The sequence below is a fragment of the Pseudomonas sp. AP19 genome (assembly GCF_001728855.1).
Classification (GTDB): Bacteria; Pseudomonadota; Gammaproteobacteria; order Pseudomonadales; family Pseudomonadaceae; genus Aquipseudomonas; species Aquipseudomonas fluorescens.
Window position 1 is genome coordinate 45,270 of the sequence record NZ_LXJP01000045.1, and the last position, 17,089, is coordinate 62,358.

Below are 17,089 nucleotides of genomic sequence, written 5' to 3' on the forward strand. Positions count from 1 at the left end.
CATACTAGCCATGTCCCTACGTCATGGCTGAACCCGATGAAACGCCTTCCGCCGCTGCCCGCGTTGCACACCTTCTGGGTCACGGCCCAGTGCTGCAACTTCACCCGCGCCGCTGAGCACCTGCACATCACCCAAGGTGCGGTGAGCCGGCAGGTCGCCGGGTTGGAACGCCATTTGGGCTACGCGTTGTTCCAGCGCCAGGCGCGGGGCTTGAGCCTCACCGAAGAAGGCCGCGAGTGGTCGTTGCGCGCGCAGCAGGTGTTCGGCCTGATCGACGATGCCGTGGAGCAAATCGGCCGCCGCCGCGAGACCCTGCAACTCAAGGCCTCGACCTGCGTGATGCGCTGGCTGCTGCCGCGCTTGATGCAGTGGCAAAAGGAACGCCCGGAAGTGCCGGTGGAACTCACCACCACCGTGGCTTACACCGTGGACTTTCGCCGCGAGCAATTCGACGCGGCCGTGATCTATGCGCCCATCGCCGAGCAGTCGAGCGAGGCGCGGCACTTGTTTGATGAGCAACTCACGCCGGTGTGCGCCCCCGTATTACTGGCCGGCCTGCGTGTGCCAGCGGACCTGCAACAACAGGTGTTGCTGCACCCCACACGGGATGAGCGGGATTGGGCGTTGTGGTTGAAAGCGGCCAATACGCGCTTGAGCAACCTGGCCCAGGGGCATCATTTTGAGACATTGGATTTGGCAATGACCGTGGCCTCCCAAGGGTCCGGGGTGGCGATTGGCGACAGTGCGTTGATTGGCGAGGATGTGAAGGCCGGGCGCTTGGCGACGCCGTTTGAACTGCGCGTGCCGACGGGGATGGGCTATTACCTGGTGTATCCGCCGGGGACTGAACCGTCGCCTGGGTTGGAGGCACTGATGGATTGGTTGGTGAGCCAGGCACAACAGTCTTGGCACTGAAGATCCAAAGGTGAGAGCGGGCTTGCTCGTGAAAGCGATGTGTCAGTCAACGATGCTCTAACTGAACCAACGCCTTCGCGAGCAAGCCCGCTCCCATCGTGTTGACCGTGCTCGGTCAGTAGCCGACCGTGAAACGCTGGCGCGAGTGCTTCGGTGTTTCCACTTCGTCGATCAGCGCGATGGCGTAGTCGGCAAAGCTGATCCAGCTACGGCCGTCGCTACTCACCAGCAAATCATCCTGACCGAGGCGGAATTTCCCGGTGCGCTCGGTTTCTACGAACTCTGCCGACGGCGACAGGAAGCTCCAATCCAGTGCCTTTTCCTCGCGCAGCGCTGCAAGAAACTCAGCCCCTGCGCTGGCTTCGGCCTTGTACTCTGCCGGGAAGCCCGGGCTGTCGATCACACGGCTGCCGCCTGGCAACAGCAGCGAACCGGCACCGCCCACCACCAGCAGGCGTTTCACACCGGCTTGCTTCACCGGGCCGATCACGGCACTGGCCGGCAGGGTGGCGAAGTGCGCTGCACTGATCACCACGTCGTTGCCGCTGATGGCCTGTTGCAAGGCTTGGGCATCCAGGGCATCGACTTGTTTAACGGTGACACCCGGACGGGCGGCCAGTTTGTCGGTATTACGGGCGAGGGCGGTGACGGTGTGCCCACGGCGCAACGCTTCTTCCAGCAGTTGGCTGCCGGCACGGCCGGTGGCACCAATGATTGCAATCTTGCTCATGAGGTTCTCCAGTTCGTTAAAGGGTTAAAACCATTCACCACTTCATTTCGCCCTTGGCGACTTTGGCACTCAGTTCCAGGCTGCTCTCGTCCTCAAGGTTCGGGTAACGCTTTTTCATGGCGGCAATCAGCGCGGTCGAGTCCTTGGCCTTGGCGGTTTCTTCATCGAACGCCTTGATGTAGCCCGCCGTAAACGCTACCGACTGCACCGTCGGTGTGCCCAGGTAGTGGCCCGGAATCACTGTGGTGGGTTTCAGGTCTTCGATGCGTTGCAAGGTCGCCAACCAGTCAGTGTGCGACTTCGCCGTTTGCGTGTCGGCCATCCACACGTGTGTGTTCTCAAACACTACAACGCCCCCGACGACCGCCTTGATCGACGGAATCCACACAAACGTGCGGTCCGGTTGCGGGCCGTCCAGGCCGATCACTTCAAGCGTCTTGCCTTCGAGGGTCAGCGTATGGCCCTGCAACACTTGCGGGATGATCGCTTTGGTTGGCTTGTCGGCGCCCAGTTTCGGCCCCCAGAACGCGAGTTTGTGTTCAGCGGTGGCCTTGATGTGGTCCACCACCGGCTGCGAGGCCAGCACTTTGGCATCGGGGAATGCGGCGGTCAGGGTGTCGAGGCCGAAGTAGAAATCCGGGTCGCCATCGCTGACGTAGATGGTGGTCAGGTGTTTGCCGCTGGCGCGGATCTTTGTCACAAGCTGCTCGGCTTGGGTTTTGCCGAATTGCGCGTTCACCAGGATGACGTCGTGTTCGCCACTGACCAGCACCGAGCTGACCGGCATCATTGCCGAGGTTCCGGGGTTGTACGCGTCCAGCTTCAGGTCGGCGGCAGCGGCGTGGGCGGCGAATGCCAGAGCGGCCATCGCGGTGGTCAATCGTTTGAGCGTCGAGATCATGTGCAGCTCCAGCAAGCGTTAGGTAGTGCACACAGCATAGTTGCACTAAACGTCACAAAAAATGCCATGATTGGACATAGTTTGTTTCTGAAATCGGGCAAATCATGGACCGTCTCCAGGCAATGCGAGTGTTTGTAACGGTAGTCGACTTGGGGAGCCAGTCGGCCGCAGCTGATCATCTGGACCTGTCGCGCCCGGTGGTGTCGCGGTTTCTCGCCGAGCTTGAGGATTGGGTCGGCGCGCGCCTGATGCATCGCACCACTCGAAAGCTCAGCCTTACCGCCGCCGGTGCCGAAATGCTGCCGCGCTGCCGCCAGATGCTCGAGCTGTGCAATGACATGCAAGCGGCGGTCAGTGAGTCGGACGAAGCGCCTCGCGGGCAGTTGAGGCTGAGTGTCAGCAGCTCGTTTGGCCAGGCGCAGTTGGCGGCTGCGGTGGTTGAGTACGTCAAGCTGTACCCGTTGGTCAGTATCGATATGCAGATGCTCGACCGCACCGTGAACCTGGTGGATGAGCGCATCGACTTGGCCATCCGCACCAGCTTTGAGCTGGACCCCAACCTCATTGCCCGCAAGCTCACCCTGTGTCGCTCGGTGATCTGTGCATCGCCCGGTTACCTGCTGGAGCATCCGCAGCCTCGGCAAGTGCGCGACCTGGCGGAGCACAATTGCCTGACCCACTCCTACTTCGGCAAGAGTCTTTGGCACTTCACCGAGAACGGCGAGCCGGTGTCGGTGGCGGTGCAGGGCAGTATCAGCGCCAACGAGGCCAGTACGCTGTTGCGGGTGACATTGGCGGGAGCAGGGGTGGCGCGGCTTCCCAGTTACCAGGCCGGGGACTATATCCGCCGAGGCGAACTCGTGCGTTTGCTGCCCGAGGCCGAGCCGCAGCAAATGCACATTTACGCGGTCTATGCTTCACGAAAACATATGCCGTTGGCGTTGCGCAGCCTGCTGGATTTTCTGGTGCTCAGGTTTCCGCAAGAGCCTGTATGGGACATTGGGCTCTGATCCGACATAAACATCTCGAATAGCGTGCAATAATGGCAACTCGCCCTGACTGACCTATGCTTTAAACAGCACCGAGTCGATTCATTCAGAGGTGTGCCATGACTCTAAAAATCAGAAAGTACCTGATGATTTTCATCCTGTGCGTGCTGGCCACTGCGCTGTACGGCACCGCCGCTTACCAGGTTGAACAGACCCGTATGCAGCCGACCTTTGCGATCAGCTGCCATCAGGACCTGTGCGTGCCGCGCACCGGCAGTTTCAGCGCGCTCCGGTAGGCTACTCAGCCTTCAATTGCTCGCGAAATGCCTTGGGTGAAAAGCCGACCCGGCGGCGGAACAACCGTGAGAAGTTGGTCGGGTCGGAGAACCCCAACACCTCTGACATCTCATTGATCGTCATGCTGGTGTAGGTCAGCAGGCGCTTGGCTTCCAATAGCTGGCGGTCATGCATGATCTGCAACGCCGGCTGCCCGCCCAACTCCCGACACGTGCCGTTCAGGTGTGAGACCGAGATGCCCAGCTTGTGGGCCAGGTCCTCGATCTTCGGGTGTTCGCGGTAGTGTTGTTCGACCAATTGGGTAAAGCGCCGGAAATATTCACGCCCACGCGGTGCTCGCGGGTGGTGGCGCTGGATAGCCTGGCGGCTGATCCATACCAGCAGCACGCTGACCAGTGCGTGCATCATCATGTCGCGCGCCGGCTGCTCATCCGCGTATTCGCCCTGCAAGCGGGTGAACAGGCTGTTGAGGTAGTCGCTGTCGTTGCCGGCCGGGTAATTGCCCAACACCTGCAAACCCTCCACCGTTGCACCCAGTTGTGCCTGCAAGTGGCTGACCAGCGGCGCCGCGAGGGTTACCACGTAACCTTCCACATCCTCGGAAAACCGAAACCCATGCACACACAGGGGCGGCAGCACCTGCAAGGTCGATTCGCTCAGCGTGGTGCGCTGGCCCTCGATTTCCAACTGTGCCTGGCCTTTGTGTACGTACAACAATTGGCACAGATCCGCGTGCCGGTGGGGCTGGATTTCCCACTGGTAATCCCGACTCCGTCGGGAGATGGTTTCGCAGTGCAACAAATCGGGCGTCGGCCATTGCTGGCTTTCCCCGTACAGCTTGAAGACCGGAATCGCGGTTTTGGTCATGGTTTCAATCCGATACTCAGGATAGTGGTGCGGTAATCGCCCCAATTGGTAAAAAGCGCAGGCTTTGTCGCAGTTTTCACCTTCTTATGCTGCCCGCTCAAGTGAAAAATGTCAGCCATAACACCAATGACAACTCTTTCACTTGATCCGTTCGGGTGAAGCTTGCGAGCCATAAAAATAATGAAAACGCTAAAAACCCAAGTCGCCATTATTGGCGCCGGTCCCTCCGGATTACTGCTCGGCCAGTTACTGCACAACGCGGGTATCCAGACCCTGATTCTAGAGCGCCAGAGCGCCGACTACGTGCAAGGCCGCATCCGTGCCGGGGTGCTGGAGCAAGGCATGGTCGACCTGCTGCGCGAAGCGGGCGTCAGCCGACGCATGGACGCCGAGGGCCTTGTGCATGACGGTTTCGAACTGGCACTCAATGGCGAACTCACCCACATCGACCTCAAGGCGCTCACCGGCGGCCAGTCGGTGATGATCTACGGCCAGACCGAAGTCACCCGTGACTTGATGGCCGCCCGAGAAGCGGCGGGTGGCATCACTCTATACGAAACGCAGAACGTGCAGCCTCATGGTCACAAAACTGATCGACCCTGGCTGACCTTCGAGCACCAGGGTGAAGCTTGTCGCCTGGAGTGCGACTACATCGCAGGCTGTGATGGTTTTCACGGTGTGGCGCGGCAGTCGATTCCGGCGCAGTCGTTGAAGGTCTTCGAGCGCGTCTATCCCTTCGGTTGGCTGGGCGTCCTCGCCGACACACCGCCGGTGCATGACGAACTGGTGTACGCCAAACATGCGCGTGGCTTTGCCCTGTGCAGCATGCGCTCGCCGACCCGCAGCCGCTATTACCTGCAAGTGCCGGTTGAAGAAGCGCTGGATGAATGGTCGGATCAGCGCTTCTGGGATGAGCTGAAAACCCGTTTGCCCAGTGCACTGGCGGCCCAACTGGTCACCGGGCCATCCATCGAGAAGAGCATCGCGCCGCTGCGCAGCTTTGTGGTCGAGCCGATGCAATACGGGCGCCTGTTCCTGCTGGGGGACGCCGCGCATATCGTGCCGCCCACCGGGGCCAAGGGCTTGAACCTGGCGGCCAGCGACGTGAGTACGCTGTTTCGGATCTTGCTCAAGGTCTATCGCGAGGGGCGGGTGGACCTGCTGGAACAGTACTCAGCGATCTGCTTGCGCCGCGTATGGAAAGCCGAACGGTTTTCCTGGTGGATGACTTCGATGTTGCACCAGTTTCCGGAGGCCGACGGGTTCAGCCAGCGCATTGCCGAGAGCGAGCTTGCGTATTTCATCAGCTCCGAGGCGGGCCGCAAAACCATCGCAGAAAATTACGTCGGGCTTCCTTACGAAGCTATCGAGTAGCCTGCTATCGTATCGAGCATTCCCGCTGGCAGCCTTTTCCAGCGGGCCCTGCTCGAAGGTTATGCCGTGACCAATCTCAATCAGCCTGCTCAACCCGTGCCCGCCGTGCGCAGCGTGCTTGTCGCCTTGATGATGGCGATCTTTCTCGGCGCCCTCGACCAGACCATTGTGGCCGTGTCCATGCCGGCCATCTCCGCGCAGTTTCATGACGTCAACCTGCTGGCCTGGGTGATCTCCGGTTACATGGTGGCGATGACGGTGGCAGTGCCGATCTACGGCAAACTGGGGGATTTGTACGGGCGTCGCCCGATGATGCTGATCGGCATGGGCGTGTTCACCCTGGCGTCATTGTTCTGCGGCATGGCGCAGAGCATGGAGCAACTGGTGCTGGCGCGAATTCTCCAGGGGGTTGGCGCCGGCGGCATGATTTCGGTCAGCCAGGCGATCATCGGCGACATCATTCCACCCCGTGAGCGCGGCCGTTATCAAGGCTACTTCAGCAGCATGTACGCGGTGGCCAGTGTGGCCGGGCCGGTGCTGGGCGGGTATATGACCGAGTACCTGTCGTGGCGCTGGGTGTTTTTGATCAACCTGCCGCTGGGGGCGGGTGCCTGGTACGTGGCCCATCGCACCCTGGTGGGGCTGCCGGTGCCGCAGCGTAAGCCGGTTATTGATTACCTGGGCACCGTGCTGATGATCATTGGCCTGACGGCTTTGTTGCTGGGCATCACTGAAATCGGCCAGGGCCATCATTGGCGTGACCAGCAAGTGCTGGGCCTGCTGGTGTGCGCACTGGTGGCGCTCAGCGTGTTTGTCTGGCACGAACGCCGTGCGCGCGAGCCGTTGTTGCCGATGCACTTGTTCGCCAACCGCAGCGCGGTGCTGTGCTGGTGCACGATTTTCTTCACCAGCTTCCAGGCGATTTCCCTGACAGTGTTGATGCCTTTGCGTTATCAGACGGTGACCGGCTCCGGTGCCGACAGTGCCGCGTTGCACCTGTTGCCGTTGGCCATGGGGTTGCCGATGGGCGCTTATTTCGCCGGGCGGATGACCTCGGTGACCGGGCGCTATAAACCGATGATCCTCACCGGGGCGCTGTTGAGTCCTTTAGCGATTCTCGGCATGGCCTACAGTGCGCCGCAGGCCGTTGGGCTGACGGCGGTGTTTATGCTGTTGTGCGGGATTGCTGCCGGTATGCAGTTTCCGACGTCGTTGGTCGGGACGCAGAATTCGGTGGAGCAGCGCGATATCGGCGTCGCCACCAGTACCACCAACCTGTTCCGCTCGTTGGGCGGGGCAGTGGGCGTGGCCTGCATGTCGGCGCTGTTGCTGGCGTTGTTGCAGGATTCGAGTTTTGCGCATTTGGCCAGCGGTGCGTGGGTGGCCGAAGGCAGTTCCGGCAATGTGCTGCTCGACGGCCTGAACGCCGCCCCAGGCCCAGCGCAAGATGCGCTGCGCGGTGAATTGGCAGTGACGTTCCGGCATTTGTTGATGGTGAGTGCGGCGGTGTCGCTGTTGGGGTTGGCGGCAGCGCTTGCTATGCCGAACCGGCTGCTGCGCGGCCGCGAAGACAACGCCAGGTAACGGATACAACGGCAGTGGGCGCTGGCTCGCCGGCACCCACGGTCAATCGCCTTCCAATGCCGATCAGGGGCTGTAATACCCGACCGCCACCATGAAATGCCCGACCTTGCGCAGGTAAGCGTGCTTGTTCTCGACCTTGTCGGTCACCGGGTTTTTCCAGCGGTACGTGTACTCACCCTGGTCCTGCTCAGCCATTATCTTGAGGATCGGCTCACCCACCGGCTTGCCGTCGGGGTCCTTGATCTTGCCGAAGTCAGTATTGACCAGCCGCAGGTTAGTGCCATGCGCCACGTAGCGCCCGGTATTCAGGTCGACCACAAACACATACAAGTCATCCTGCAGGAACCCACCCTGCAATGAGTTGATCGCCTTGAGCGTCGCGGCTTCATCCTTGACCAGTGCCTTTACCGTCTTGTCGCGCAACGCCCGTGCCTGTTCCGGTGTGGCCCGGGGCAGGTAGTAACCCACCGCCAGGATGCGTGCGCCCACGCGTTGATAGAACACGTGTTTTTTCTCAACCTTGCCATCGTTCCAGTTCTGCCAGCGGTAGTCGGCCTGTTGGATGCCCTGACCCTCGGGGACCGCCAATGCCTGTTTGAACGAGGCTTGCAGGTCCGGCCCGAGTTGCTCGGACACATCACGGCCGATCAGGACGGAGGATGGCCCACCGCTGGCCAGCAGTACACCCTGGGTATCGACCACGAACACATAGCGGTCATGGTCGACAAACTCGCCCTGACGGCTGAACGCGGCGAACGCCTTGTCACCGTTGCTCTGGTAATAAGCCAAGGCCTTTTCCAGCAGGGCCTTGGCGGCCCGGGCGTCCTCAGCCTGAGTCGCCGCGTGCACCTGGCTGAAACACAACAGCAGCAGCCAGGTGATTCGCAAGAGTCCCTTCATTCCCCATCCCTCATTATTGTTGGTGTGACAACAGCGTAGACGGCTTCGACTCAGGGCGCCGCCAGCCACTGATTGACGATGCCGTCGTACACCCCGGTGGCCACGCTCAAATGCAGCCACTGGTCGACATAGCTTTTCCACGCCACATCATCGCGGGGCAGCAGGAAGGCTTTTTCGCTGTACTGCATTTGCCGTTCGGGGTTGACCGCGCACAGCCCGGGCTTGAGCTTCTGCTGGAAGCGCGCCTCGCTGGCGTCGGTGATCATCACGTCGGCCTTGCCGGCCAGCAGCTCGTCGAAGATCGTCACGTTATCGTGCAGGCGGATTTGCGCCTGGCCCAGATGCGCACGGGCAAACACCTCATTGGTGCCGCCTGCCGGTTCAATCACACGCACCTGCGGCTGGTTGATCTGCTCGACGGTCTGGTAACGCTGCACATCGGCGCAGCGCACCAGCGGGATCTTGCCGTCGACGCCGAGGGCTTGGCTGAAGAACGCTTTCTTCTGGCGCTCAAGGGACACCGAAATGCCGCCCACGGCGATGTCGCAGCGCTGTGCCAGGAAGTCCGGCATCAGGGTTTTCCAGGTGGTGGGCACCCACTGGATGTTGGCGTTGAGGCTCTTGGCCAGGGATTCGGCCATGGCAATGTCGATGCCTTCATAACGGCCGTCGGCGCGCAGTGACGTGTAGGGCTTGTAGTCACCGGTGGTGCACACCGTGAGTGTGCCGCGCTGCAGCACGTCGTCGAGGCGCGAGGTAGGGGTGTCGGCCAGGGCCGCGGTGGCGACACTCGCGAGTGCGCACAGGGCTAGAAAAGCTTTCATGCGGTCGGGTCCTTGGGGGGCATGATCGGGGCGGTCATTATTTCCAGCTGGGCGACAAGGTAGCAAGGGCCACGGAATGTTTAGCCAGCCTGCAACCAAACTCCATCAACCCTGAATTTAACCGCCTATCCAGGCGTGTGACGCTGCCGGGCCTCTAGCTCACAGTGATTGACGCATGGACGATGGCCCCGACACTCACCCCGCGACACTGCCTGGCGCCTTTGCGCCGAGTCGTCCGGCCGATGTCGAGGCGTTACCTTCCGAACTGGCTTTCTGGGCCCTGTTCCACTGCCGACACGCACGCCCTCCAGATACTTTTCCCCTACGTTGATTTGCCCCACGGATGACGCGCACCTGTGCGCATCTGCCCGGCAGCGCCTGTGCGCCTGCCTGACGCAAACGTATGAGAATTCCCATGAGTGTTTTTGCGAGCCTGCACGAAGCCCGATCTTTCCTTGAGCAGAACCCGGACATCGAGATGTTCGAGCTGTTTATCCTCGACAACAACGGCGTACCACGCGGCAAGTTGCTGCACCGCGATGAACTGCTGGCGGTGTATGCAAGTGGTCGGCCGTTACCCAGCACCATCCTCGGCCTGACGATGAATGGCGATGACGTGGAAAACTCCGGGCTGGTGTGGGACGTTGGCGATATTGACTGCCGCGCCTACCCGGTCAGCGGCAGTTTGCAGCGCATGCCGTGGCGCCTGATCCCGACGGCGGCGGTGCAAGTCAGCATGCACCCTACCGAAGGCCTGCCCGCTACCGTGGCCGACCCCCGGCATGTGCTGGCCAGGGTGATCGACGGCCTGAAAGCCGACGGTTACTACCCGGTGATGGCCGCGGAGCTGGAGTTTTACCTGCTCGACCAGAAGCCCGACAGCAACGGCCGCCCGCAACCGGCACGGGATGTTGACGGCAATCGCCCACGCTCGACCCAAGTGTATGGCTTGCGCGAGCTGGAGCAGATCGAGCCGTTCCTTGCCGACCTGTATAGCGCCTGCAAACTGCAAGGTATCCCGGCGCGTACGGCGATTTCCGAATACGCCCCGGGCCAGGTGGAAATCACCCTGGAACACCGTAACGATGCGCTGCAAGCGATGGACGAAGCCGTGCGTTACAAACGCTTGGTCAAGGGCGTCGCCCATCAGCACGGGATGACGGCCTGCTTCATGGCCAAACCGTTCGATGACCTGGCGGGCACGGGCATGCACATGCACGTCAGCCTGGCCGATGCCGACGGCAATAACTTGTTCGCCAGTGAGGCGGCCGATGGCACTGTGTTGTTGCGGCAGGCCGTAGGCGGCATGCTCAGTACCTTGCTCGATTCGCTGCTGATGTTCTGCCCCAACGCCAACTCCTACCGCCGCTTCCAGACCAATAGCTATGCGCCACTGGCCGCCACGTGGGGCGTGGACAACCGCACGGTGAGCCTGCGTGTACCCGGCGGCCCGGCGAATTCGCGGCATATCGAACACCGTATCTGCGGCGCCGACGCCAACCCTTACCTGGCGGCTGCCGCGATCCTTGCCGGTATCCACCGTGGCATTCGTGAGCAACGCGATCCTGGCGCTCCCGTGCAAGGTAACGGCTACGCCCAGGCCAATGAGCCGCTGCCTACCGACTGGCTCACGACGCTGCGTGCACTGGAAGGGTCAAGCTGGGCAAGGGAGGCGTTCGGCAGCGAGTTCCTCGGTGTGTACCTGGCAGTAAAACGCGCCGAATACCGCCAGTTCATGGGCGAAGTGGGCGAGCAGGATTGGCGTTGGTACCTGCATCAGGCGTGATGGCTTAAGACCTCGGCGGTTTCGACCTTTTTTTCACGTTGTGCTGGTTAAGCTACGAATCAAGGTCGTTCACTACCGTTCCACACACATGAGCCTGTGATGTCGTCACCCTCTCCTTCCTCTATCGAGATTGAATTCGCCGAGCGCTGCGACCGCGAGCACGCCAGGGTTTGCGGCGACACGCGGCCGCCCGCACTGCTCAAGCGTCTGGCCGCATGGCGCGATGAGCGGCTGGTGCGCCAGGCGTTGAAAGTCGCCGGCGAACCGGGGCTGATCCTCGATCTGGCCTGCGGCTCGGGACGGTTCTGGCCGGTGTTGGCCGAACACATCAACCGGGTAATCCTGGCCTCGGACAACTCCCAGGACATGCTCGACCATGCGCGCACGCATCACCCGGCGGCCTTGCTCAAGCGTGTCAAAACGTTCCAGGGCTCAGCGTTTTCCATCGGTCTGTCGGCAAATGCGGTGGACTGCATTTTCTGCCTGGAGTTGTTTCGGCATGTGCCCAGCAGTGACATGCGATTGGCGTTGCTGCGTGAGTTTCACCGCGTCAGCCGTGACACGGTGATTGTCTCAGTGAACGCACGTACGCCGGTGGAGGAAGAGTTCCGACTGGCGGGCTTCAAAGTCCTCAATCATCAGGAATTCCTGCCCGGCTCCAAGCTGTGGCGCGTTTACGTTCTGCGTAAGAGAGGCTAACGCTCTCCTGCCGGACTATTCTTCGCCTCTTGTAGGAGTTTTCATCTTGGCGTGTGCACTGCGGATGCTCGCAAGTCCCTTTCGCGATATATACTGCGCGCCATTCTTCAAGGGAGAGCCGTGTGGCCATCGATATTCACTGGATCTGCGACAACGATAGCCTCGGCCAGCATTGCGCCGAATGGCAGCAGTTGCCATTCGTCGCCCTCGACACCGAATTCATGCGGGTCGACACCTTTTATCCCATTGCCGGGCTGATCCAGATCGGCGATGGCATCCGTGCTTACCTGATCGACCCCCTGACCATCGACAACTGGCAACCTTTGGCCGCCTTGCTGGAAAACCCGGCGGTGACCAAAGTGGTACACGCTTGCAGCGAAGACCTGGAAGTGCTGTTGCGCCTGACCGGCAGCCTGCCGGTGCCGTTGTTCGACACGCAGTTGGCGGCGGCGTATCTGAACCTCGGTTTCTCCATGGGCTACTCGCGCCTGGTGCAAGCCGTGCTGGATATCGAACTGCCCAAGGGGGAAACCCGCTCGGACTGGCTGCAGCGGCCATTGTCCGAGACGCAAGTGAGCTACGCCGCCGAAGACGCAGTGCACCTGGCCGAGGTTTACATCAGGCTGCGCCCGCAACTGTCGGACGACAAATACGCCTGGGTCCTGGAAGACGGCGCCGAGCTGGTGGCGAACCTGCGCCGCGAAGTCGACCCGTACGAGGTCTATCGCGACGCCAAGCTGGCGTGGAAACTGTCCCGTGCCCAGCTCGCCGTGCTGCGTGAACTGTGCGCCTGGCGCGAGCAGCAAGCCCGCGCCCGTGACCTGCCGCGCAACCGCATCATTCGTGAACACTCGTTGTGGCCCCTGGCCAAAACCCAGCCGGATAACCTTGCCGCACTGGGCAAAATCGAAGACATGCACCCGCGCACCGTGCGTCAGGATGGCCAGTTTCTGCTGGACCTGATCAAGCGTGCCGGCAGCGTGTCCATGGACCAATGGCCGCCCGCTGTGGCTGAACCGCTGCCAGTGGACGCCGCCGCGCTGATCAAGCAACTGCGCGCCCTGGGCCAGGCCGAAGCCGAACGCCTGGACATGGCGCCGGAACTGATGCTGCGCAAGAAAACCCTCGAAGCCCTGGTCAAGAGTGGCTACCCCGATGGGCCTTATACATTGCCAGACTCGCTGCGTGGCTGGCGCCGCGAGTTGATGGGCCAGGCGCTGCTCGACAGCCTGGCCACTGCCGGAGAACAGCCTTGAAACGTATTTGCTCCATCTATCGCAGTTTGAAAAAAGACGGGATGTACCTCTACGTGCTGAAAAGCGATGCGCTGGAGCGTGTGCCGGAACCGTTGATGGAAGCCTTCGGCAAGGCCCATCTCGCCTTCGAAATGGTGCTGACGCCGGAGCGCAAGCTGTCCCGCGAGGACATCACCGTGGTCCTCGAAAACCTCGACAAGCAGGGCTACCACCTGCAAATGCCACCGGCCGAGGACGAGTACATCGAACACTTGCCCGAAGAGCTGCTGCGACGCAACGACCCGATGTGATCGGATCTGTGCCCTGTCCGGGGCACAGTCTTCAACGCAAACGTAAAAGTGGGTGGTGGCCGTATGGATGCGAGCGGCCGTCTGCAGTGTTTTTGAAAGGTTTGAACCATGCGTGTTCTGATTGCTGAACAGGATTACCCGCTCTACGCCCAATTGCTCAGTGACGCGGCACCGGACGTCGAGGTGCTGACCAGCGGCGACTCGGCCGAACTGTCGCGCCTGGCCGCCGATTGCCCGGTATGGCTTGGCCAGCCGGATCTGCTTGCGACGTTGTTGCGCCAAGGGCATCAGCCGCAGTGGCTGCAATCGACCTGGGCCGGTATCACGCCGCTGCTGGCCGAGGGCCTGCCGCGCGACTACCGCCTGACCCGTGCGGTCGGCATCTTTGGCCAGGTCATGGCCGAGTTCGTGCTCACCTACATGCTCGGCCACGAGCGTGAAGTGCTTGCGCGGTTGGTCAGCCAGGTCGAGCGCAAGTGGGACAATCGCCTGGGCCAGAGCCTGGCGGGGCGCAAGGTGCTGATCGTCGGCACCGGCGATATCGGCCAGTGTGTTGCCGATTTTCTGCTGCCGTTTGGCGTCAAGCTCTACGGCATCGCCAGCACCGCGCGTGAGCAGGCGCCGTTTATTGAAGTCGCCGGGCTGGATCAATTGGGCCGGTTGGTCGGGGAGGTGGACTACGTGATCAACCTGCTGCCCAATACGCCTACCACCCATGACCTGTACGACGCTGCGCTGTTCAAGCAATTCAAGCCGACCGGGTTGTTTATCAACGTCGGGCGCGGTGTGGCCGTGGTTGATGCCGATCTGGTCGAGGCCCTGAAAGAAGGGCACCTGGCTGGCGCGGTGATCGACGTCTGCCGCCAGGAACCCCTGCCGCAACGCCATCCGTTCTGGACCGCCTGGGGCCTGCTGTTGACCGGCCACAGCTCGGCGCCGACCTCGCCGCTGATGATGGTGGAACTGTTTGTGCAGAACCTGCGGGCGTATCAGGCCAAGGAAACCTTGCGCGGCGAAGTGGATTTCGAGCGCGGTTATTAAACTCACCCAAGCAAAATGTGCGAGCGGGCTGGCTCGCGATGACGGTGTATCAGCCTGCCATGCAGTGACTGACCCATCGCTATCGCGGGCAAGCCCGCTCCCACAGGGATATCGGCAAGGCTTACAGGCTGAAGTCACCTTCCGACACCAGTTCGCTCAGCGGCTTGCGCGGGCTTGGCACTTCACGGCCTTGCAGGTATTCAGGCAAGCTCGATTTGTCCCCCAGCTTGCCGACGGCCACCGCCGCGTGCAGCGCATACCCGTCTGGAATCTTCAGCGCTTGGCGGGTCAATGCCTGATCGAAGCCGGCCATGCCATGGGTGTGCCAGCCGCTGAGGCTGGCTTGCAGCGCCAGGTGGCCCCAGGCTGAGCCGGTGTCGAAGGTGTGCCACAGCGCCGGGGTTTCTTCCGTGGCGCCGGGGGCGATGAAGTCGGTTTTCGAGGCGATGATCACCAGGGCCGACGCATGTTGCGCCCACCCACGGTTGAATTCATTGAGCAGGCCCAGGAAGCGTTCCCAGTCCGGCGTGTCACGGCGCGCATAGAGAAAACGCCATGGCTGCGAGTTGTAGGCCGATGGCGCCCAACGCGCGGCTTCGAAGAAGCTCAGCAGGGTCTCCTGCGGGATGCTCTCGCCGGTAAAGGCGCGGGGCGACCAGCGCTCGGTAAACTGGGTGTGGATCGGGTAATCGGCAACGCGTGGGTTATTGCTCATGGGCAGATCCTGATGAAAAACCGGGGCTCAAAGCTACTGCGCCGCCCCAAGCCTGACAAGTCTTGTCATACCGGCAGTCGTAAGCGCTTGGCCCCAAGGGCCTTGGGCACTAGACTGGCGGCCTTTTCACCTACCGATACTGATGTAGAGCCATGGCCGCCAAAGTCGAACCTTTCTGGATACGCAAAACCCTTGAGCACCTCGACCAGGAGGAGTGGGAGTCGTTGTGCGACGGCTGTGGCCTGTGCTGCCTGCAAAAGCTTGAGGACGAGGACGACAACAGCGTTTATTACACGCGCATCGCCTGCAAGCTGCTGGACCTGAAAACCTGCCAGTGCACTGACTACCCCAACCGCCGTGCCTCGGTGCCCGACTGTATCCAGCTCACGCCGGGCCAGGCCGATCAGTTCAAATGGCTGCCGCCGACCTGCGGCTACCGCTTGGTCAGCGAGCGCAAAGACCTGCCGCTGTGGCACCACCTGGTTTGCGGCGACCGTGATGCCGTGCACCACGAACGCATTTCCCAGTCCGGCCGAATGCTCGCCGAAGGCAGCGTGCCCGAAGACGACTGGGAGGATCACCTGATCTTCCGCGCAGGCTGAAAAAAAGGAGTGTGTATGACGGTGGCAACCAAGCTGGCGGCCTCGTTGGTATTGCTGGCGCTGAGCCTGCCCGCGTGGTGCGCGAAGAAAGTCGACCTCGACTACCACGTCAAACTGCTGCCCCAGAGCGATCAGGCCGAAGTGCGCGTGAGCCTGTCCCAGGGCTCGGCAGTGCGCAGCCTTGACTTCGAACTGGGCCACGACGGTGACTACAGCGACTTCAAGGCCGATGGCCAATGGCGCGTCAGTGGCCACCGTGGCGTGTGGCAACCCAGCGCCGACAAAGCCAGCCTGACCTACCATGTACGGCTCACGCACGCACGCAAACCGGGGCTGTATGAAGCGCGGATGACGCCGAGTTGGGCGCTGTTTCGGGGTGAAGACCTGGTGCCGACGGCGCGGCTCGACCAGCAGGACGGCGTGGAGCTTGTCTCGCGCTTGGTATTCGAGTTGCCGGCGGGCTGGAAAAGCATCGAGACGGCCTGGCCGCGTATCGGCAAGAACACTTTCCGTATCGACAACGTTTCCCGGTTGTTCGACCGGCCGACGGGCTGGATGCTCGCCGGCACCCTGGGCAGCCGGCGCGTGCGCCTGGGGGACACCGACGTCACCGTCGCCTCGCCCAAGGGGCAGGCCATGCGGCGCATGGATGTGTTGACGCTGCTGACCTTCGTCTGGCCCCAGGTTGATGCGGCATTCCCGCGCCACCCGGCCAAACTGCTGGTGGTGGGCGCCAGCGACCCGATGCGCCGTGGCGTGTTTTCGTCCCGCGACTCGATCTACCTCAGTAGCCGCACGCCGCTGGTGAGTGAAAATGGCAGTAGCCCGTTGATTCGCGAAGTGGTGCAAGCCATCGGCCGCTTCAACGACCACCACAGCAGTGACTGGATCGGCGAAGGCTTGGGGGAGTATTACGCCATTGAACTGGTACGGCGTGCCGGCGGCATCACCGATGAGCGCTACGCCGCGATCCAGGCGCGATTGAGCAAGGAAGGCAAAGACGTCACCACGCTACGGGGCGAGCATGTCAGTGCGGCAACCGTGGCGCGGGCGGTGGTGGTGTTGCAGGAGTTGGATCGCGAGATCCGCGTGAAAACTCACAACAAGCGCTCGCTGGACGACCTTGCACAGGCGGTGATGCGCGCAAACAGCATCACCACCGCAGAGTTTGTGCAGCTGGCTGAAAGCGTGATCGGCGAGTCGTCGGTGGTGCTGGACACCCAGTTATTGCGCTGAGCTTAAGCCATACACCCATCAAAAATGTGGGAGCGGGCTTGCTCGCGAATGCGGTCTGTCAGTTAAATATGTACTGACTGATA

The 17,089-nt window shown here is 61.6% G+C and carries 18 protein-coding genes; 12 read left to right on the forward strand and 6 right to left on the reverse strand.

The window, feature by feature from the left end:
• The first annotated feature begins 36 nt into the window (after positions 1-36).
• Positions 37-915 carry a LysR substrate-binding domain-containing protein gene (locus tag A7D21_RS25310; protein ID WP_069552950.1) on the forward strand — a complete coding sequence of 293 codons (879 nt, stop codon included), beginning with the start codon at positions 37-39 and terminating at the stop codon, positions 913-915.
• A gap of 115 nt (positions 916-1,030) precedes the next feature.
• Here the strand turns inward: A7D21_RS25310 and A7D21_RS25315 are convergent, their stop codons facing one another.
• Positions 1,031-1,645 (reverse strand): NAD(P)-dependent oxidoreductase, encoded by a 615-nt coding sequence (locus A7D21_RS25315; protein ID WP_069552951.1) that lies wholly within the window; start codon positions 1,643-1,645, stop codon positions 1,031-1,033.
• Positions 1,646-1,679: 34 nt separating this feature from the next.
• A complete protein-coding gene (locus A7D21_RS25320; protein ID WP_069552952.1) occupies positions 1,680-2,546 on the reverse strand; it encodes an MBL fold metallo-hydrolase in 867 nt (288 codons plus the stop codon).
• Between the two features lie 104 nt (positions 2,547-2,650).
• Between A7D21_RS25320 and A7D21_RS25325 the strand changes: the two genes are divergently transcribed.
• Together A7D21_RS25325 and A7D21_RS35910 are read left to right on the forward strand one after the other, a co-directional pair.
• On the forward strand, positions 2,651-3,556 hold the full coding sequence (locus A7D21_RS25325; protein ID WP_053254993.1) for a LysR family transcriptional regulator: 906 nt from the start codon (positions 2,651-2,653) through the stop codon (positions 3,554-3,556).
• 98 nt (positions 3,557-3,654) lie between these two features.
• Positions 3,655-3,831: a hypothetical protein gene (locus A7D21_RS35910; RefSeq protein WP_167422750.1), complete on the forward strand. Its 177-nt coding sequence runs from the start codon at positions 3,655-3,657 to the stop codon at positions 3,829-3,831.
• A gap of 1 nt (position 3,832) precedes the next feature.
• Here A7D21_RS35910 and A7D21_RS25330 read toward each other — a convergent pair whose 3' ends face one another.
• Entirely contained in the window at positions 3,833-4,699 is an 867-nt protein-coding gene (locus A7D21_RS25330; RefSeq protein ID WP_053254994.1) for a helix-turn-helix domain-containing protein, read from the reverse strand.
• 180 nt (positions 4,700-4,879) lie between these two features.
• On the opposite strand from A7D21_RS25330, the gene pobA reads away from it, so the two are divergent.
• Together pobA and A7D21_RS25340 are read left to right on the forward strand one after the other, a co-directional pair.
• Positions 4,880-6,073 carry a 4-hydroxybenzoate 3-monooxygenase gene (gene pobA, locus A7D21_RS25335; protein ID WP_069552953.1) on the forward strand — a complete coding sequence of 398 codons (1,194 nt, stop codon included), beginning with the start codon at positions 4,880-4,882 and terminating at the stop codon, positions 6,071-6,073.
• Between the two features lie 66 nt (positions 6,074-6,139).
• The gene (locus A7D21_RS25340; RefSeq protein WP_069552954.1) at positions 6,140-7,657 is read left to right on the forward strand and encodes an MDR family MFS transporter; all 1,518 of its coding nucleotides are present in this window, start codon (positions 6,140-6,142) and stop codon (positions 7,655-7,657) included.
• A gap of 63 nt (positions 7,658-7,720) precedes the next feature.
• Here A7D21_RS25340 and A7D21_RS25345 read toward each other — a convergent pair whose 3' ends face one another.
• Together A7D21_RS25345 and A7D21_RS25350 are read right to left on the reverse strand one after the other, a co-directional pair.
• Positions 7,721-8,557: a cache domain-containing protein gene (locus tag A7D21_RS25345; RefSeq protein ID WP_069552955.1), complete on the reverse strand. Its 837-nt coding sequence runs from the start codon at positions 8,555-8,557 to the stop codon at positions 7,721-7,723.
• A 50-nt stretch (positions 8,558-8,607) separates the two neighbouring features.
• On the reverse strand, positions 8,608-9,381 hold the full coding sequence (locus tag A7D21_RS25350; protein WP_069552956.1) for a transporter substrate-binding domain-containing protein: 774 nt from the start codon (positions 9,379-9,381) through the stop codon (positions 8,608-8,610).
• 415 nt (positions 9,382-9,796) lie between these two features.
• Here A7D21_RS25350 and A7D21_RS25355 point away from each other — a divergent pair, with 415 nt between their 5' ends.
• The 5 genes from A7D21_RS25355 (at position 9,797) to A7D21_RS25375 (ending at position 14,453) form a co-directional block, all read left to right on the forward strand.
• Positions 9,797-11,167 (forward strand): glutamine synthetase family protein, encoded by a 1,371-nt coding sequence (locus A7D21_RS25355; protein ID WP_053254999.1) that lies wholly within the window; start codon positions 9,797-9,799, stop codon positions 11,165-11,167.
• Between the two features lie 99 nt (positions 11,168-11,266).
• On the forward strand, positions 11,267-11,866 hold the full coding sequence (locus tag A7D21_RS25360; protein WP_053255000.1) for a class I SAM-dependent methyltransferase: 600 nt from the start codon (positions 11,267-11,269) through the stop codon (positions 11,864-11,866).
• A gap of 122 nt (positions 11,867-11,988) precedes the next feature.
• Positions 11,989-13,122: a ribonuclease D gene (rnd, locus tag A7D21_RS25365; protein WP_053255001.1), complete on the forward strand. Its 1,134-nt coding sequence runs from the start codon at positions 11,989-11,991 to the stop codon at positions 13,120-13,122.
• A complete protein-coding gene (locus A7D21_RS25370; RefSeq protein WP_053255002.1) occupies positions 13,119-13,412 on the forward strand; it encodes a YcgL domain-containing protein in 294 nt (97 codons plus the stop codon). The genes rnd and A7D21_RS25370 overlap by 4 nt, the downstream gene beginning before the upstream one ends.
• 108 nt (positions 13,413-13,520) lie before the next feature.
• Positions 13,521-14,453, forward strand: a complete 933-nt coding sequence (locus tag A7D21_RS25375; protein WP_053255003.1) for a D-2-hydroxyacid dehydrogenase — start codon at positions 13,521-13,523, stop codon at positions 14,451-14,453.
• Between the two features lie 121 nt (positions 14,454-14,574).
• Here the strand turns inward: A7D21_RS25375 and A7D21_RS25380 are convergent, their stop codons facing one another.
• On the reverse strand, positions 14,575-15,168 hold the full coding sequence (locus tag A7D21_RS25380; RefSeq protein WP_053255004.1) for a nitroreductase family protein: 594 nt from the start codon (positions 15,166-15,168) through the stop codon (positions 14,575-14,577).
• 152 nt (positions 15,169-15,320) lie between these two features.
• Between A7D21_RS25380 and A7D21_RS25385 the strand changes: the two genes are divergently transcribed.
• The gene (locus A7D21_RS25385) at positions 15,321-15,770 is read left to right on the forward strand and encodes a YcgN family cysteine cluster protein (RefSeq protein ID WP_053255005.1); all 450 of its coding nucleotides are present in this window, start codon (positions 15,321-15,323) and stop codon (positions 15,768-15,770) included.
• A gap of 15 nt (positions 15,771-15,785) precedes the next feature.
• Positions 15,786-17,006, forward strand: a complete 1,221-nt coding sequence (locus A7D21_RS25390; RefSeq protein ID WP_069552957.1) for a hypothetical protein — start codon at positions 15,786-15,788, stop codon at positions 17,004-17,006.
• Positions 17,007-17,089: the final 83 nt, after the last annotated feature.

Coding starts and splice junctions, on each gene's coding strand:
- A7D21_RS25310 (WP_069552950.1), top strand. CDS start 37: ATGAAACGCCTTCCGCCGCTGCCCGCGTTGCACACCTTCTGGGTCACG.
- A7D21_RS25315 (WP_069552951.1), bottom strand. CDS start 1,645: ATGAGCAAGATTGCAATCATTGGTGCCACCGGCCGTGCCGGCAGCCAA.
- A7D21_RS25320 (WP_069552952.1), bottom strand. CDS start 2,546: ATGATCTCGACGCTCAAACGATTGACCACCGCGATGGCCGCTCTGGCA.
- A7D21_RS25325 (WP_053254993.1), top strand. CDS start 2,651: ATGGACCGTCTCCAGGCAATGCGAGTGTTTGTAACGGTAGTCGACTTG.
- A7D21_RS35910 (WP_167422750.1), top strand. CDS start 3,655: ATGACTCTAAAAATCAGAAAGTACCTGATGATTTTCATCCTGTGCGTG.
- A7D21_RS25330 (WP_053254994.1), bottom strand. CDS start 4,699: ATGACCAAAACCGCGATTCCGGTCTTCAAGCTGTACGGGGAAAGCCAG.
- pobA (WP_069552953.1), top strand. CDS start 4,880: ATGAAAACGCTAAAAACCCAAGTCGCCATTATTGGCGCCGGTCCCTCC.
- A7D21_RS25345 (WP_069552955.1), bottom strand. CDS start 8,557: ATGAAGGGACTCTTGCGAATCACCTGGCTGCTGCTGTTGTGTTTCAGC.
- A7D21_RS25350 (WP_069552956.1), bottom strand. CDS start 9,381: ATGAAAGCTTTTCTAGCCCTGTGCGCACTCGCGAGTGTCGCCACCGCG.
- A7D21_RS25355 (WP_053254999.1), top strand. CDS start 9,797: ATGAGTGTTTTTGCGAGCCTGCACGAAGCCCGATCTTTCCTTGAGCAG.
- A7D21_RS25360 (WP_053255000.1), top strand. CDS start 11,267: ATGTCGTCACCCTCTCCTTCCTCTATCGAGATTGAATTCGCCGAGCGC.
- A7D21_RS25375 (WP_053255003.1), top strand. CDS start 13,521: ATGCGTGTTCTGATTGCTGAACAGGATTACCCGCTCTACGCCCAATTG.
- A7D21_RS25380 (WP_053255004.1), bottom strand. CDS start 15,168: ATGAGCAATAACCCACGCGTTGCCGATTACCCGATCCACACCCAGTTT.
- A7D21_RS25385 (WP_053255005.1), top strand. CDS start 15,321: ATGGCCGCCAAAGTCGAACCTTTCTGGATACGCAAAACCCTTGAGCAC.
- A7D21_RS25390 (WP_069552957.1), top strand. CDS start 15,786: ATGACGGTGGCAACCAAGCTGGCGGCCTCGTTGGTATTGCTGGCGCTG.